The sequence below is a fragment of the Bacteroidia bacterium genome, from assembly GCA_026932145.1.
Classification (GTDB): domain Bacteria; phylum Bacteroidota; class Bacteroidia; order J057; family JAIXKT01; genus JAIXKT01.
This window is the reverse complement of the sequence record JAIXKT010000026.1, coordinates 9,650-11,454: the sequence shown is the minus strand read 5'-3', so window position 1 is coordinate 11,454 and position 1,805 is coordinate 9,650. Positions and strand designations below refer to the sequence as shown.

The following is a 1,805-nucleotide window of genomic DNA, read 5'->3' as shown; positions in this document are numbered from 1 at the left end:
CCCCGGCCACGTGTACCCTTGCCTCGCTCGATTTCCTTACTGGCCACCGAAAAGTAACCCTCATCCAGTTCTATCATCCCTTCCAGTGTATACCTTGCATCCCGGTTGCCCATCGCCCTGCGGAGTTTGTGTACCATCGCCCATACCGGTTCGTAACGCTTCAATCCTAATTGCTTCTGGAGTTCGTTGGTGGAGAATCCCTTTTTTGTGCAACTCATCAGGAACATCGTTTTGTACCACACCAGAAACGGCAGCTTGGAGCTCTCCATGATCGTACCGCTGCGCAACGAGGTGCGGAAACGGCAACCTTTGCATTCATAACTCCATTTACCCTGTAACCAATAATGGGAAGTGCCCCCGCATCGCTTGCAGACAACCCCTTCCTTATCACGCTGCTCCTTGAAATGCAAACGACAATCTTCCTCCGAACCGAAATGAGCCGTAAAACTGAATATGTTCATAATCCCTGCTTTTTGAGCGCTAATATACTAAAAATATTAGGTGTGTTTGCGGAGAATCAGATAAATTTATTTTGGATTTTTCGTATAATTCACCACAAGAAATAATATTTGTTAAATAAAGTTTATTGTCTATTATTTCGTATATCGCTTGATATCCTCTCCAACAATTTGTTGAAACCCCAATATTTTCAGAGCTTCTGAAACTTAACCCAAAAAGTTTTTCTTCATTTGGATTTTTCTTTTGTAAAAATTGTTCTAAAATTAAATTATACGTTGGTATAGTGTCACCTTTATAAATGATATAATCCGGAATTTGTGGACTTGCAAAAATTCTAATTGCAAACAAGATAATAATTAAGAAAAGTGTTTTATGCAGTACTTTCATTTGACATTTCTGCTAACGTTTTGCGGCTTGGCGAAGGTGGCGATTTAACCACAAATGTTCATACGAAGCACACACTTCAAATTTACGAAAAACTGTCATACGAAGCACTGAACCGCCACTTTTGCCAAACCGCTGTTAGTGGCTGGGCTTCTTTGTTTTCCGTCTGTCAGCAACATTTTTTGTCCTGCTGAATTGGTGGACAAGCAACACTTCCGTAGCTACAATAAACACAGCAGTCGCCTTGTTTTGGTTTTAGAACTTGTTTGCATTTTTCACATTCGTAAAAATATTGGCAAGCGTCTGTCGGCATTGTTTCTTCTTTCTTATGTCCGCAGTTGGGGCAAGTTATTGTTGATTGTAATTTGATTTCCATTTTAATTTTCTTTTTTGTCGGTTACAGAATATCCTGTTGAGTTTATTGCTTTTTCGATTTCAGAAATATTTGTTTTTGAGTTGTCAAATTCTATGATTGCATTTCCATTTTCATATGAAGCGTTTGAACTTATTATTCCTGTCAATTTATTTACTTCGTGATTTACGTGTTCTTCGCAACTCGCACAAGTCATTCCGCTAATCGTAAATTTTACTTTTTGAATATTGGATTTGTCCACTACTATGATTTGCTTTTCTTTCTTTGGGTAGAAAATGCTTGAATAGTATGGAAAGGCAAGCATAACGATTGCAAATGCTGTTACAATTCCTAAAAACATTTTTGACTGAATGAATTTTGGTTTTTCTTCTGTCTCACAGTTGCAGTCAATTTGCTTTTTAGGTTTCAACTTTTGATACCAAGCAAAACCAAGAACCAAAATTGTCAAACCGATAAAATACGGTCTGAAAGGTTCGAGCCAAGAAAAAGTAGAAGCAAGTCCGCTTGTTCCTGCTACTAAAGCCAAGACTGGAGTAATACAACACAATGAAGCTGCAATTGCTGTTAAAAGTCCTGCTCCGATTAGTTT

4 protein-coding genes are annotated in these 1,805 nt (G+C 38.3%); all 4 read right to left on the bottom strand.

Features of this window, described 5'->3' with window-relative positions:
• A partial coding sequence (locus tag LC115_07075) for an IS1595-like element ISBbi1 family transposase (protein MCZ2356437.1) occupies nt 1-461 on the bottom strand: 461 nt, incomplete at its 3' end.
• A gap of 19 nt (nt 462-480) precedes the next feature.
• The gene (locus LC115_07070) at nt 481-846 is read right to left on the bottom strand and encodes a hypothetical protein (GenBank protein MCZ2356436.1); all 366 of its coding nucleotides are present in this window, start codon (nt 844-846) and stop codon (nt 481-483) included.
• Between the two features lie 166 nt (nt 847-1,012).
• Nucleotides 1,013-1,219 carry a hypothetical protein gene (locus tag LC115_07065; GenBank protein ID MCZ2356435.1) on the bottom strand — a complete coding sequence of 69 codons (207 nt, stop codon included), beginning with the start codon at nt 1,217-1,219 and terminating at the stop codon, nt 1,013-1,015.
• A 1-nt stretch (nt 1,220) separates the two neighbouring features.
• A partial coding sequence (gene merTP / locus LC115_07060; protein MCZ2356434.1) for a mercuric transport protein MerTP occupies nt 1,221-1,805 on the bottom strand: 585 nt, incomplete at its 5' end.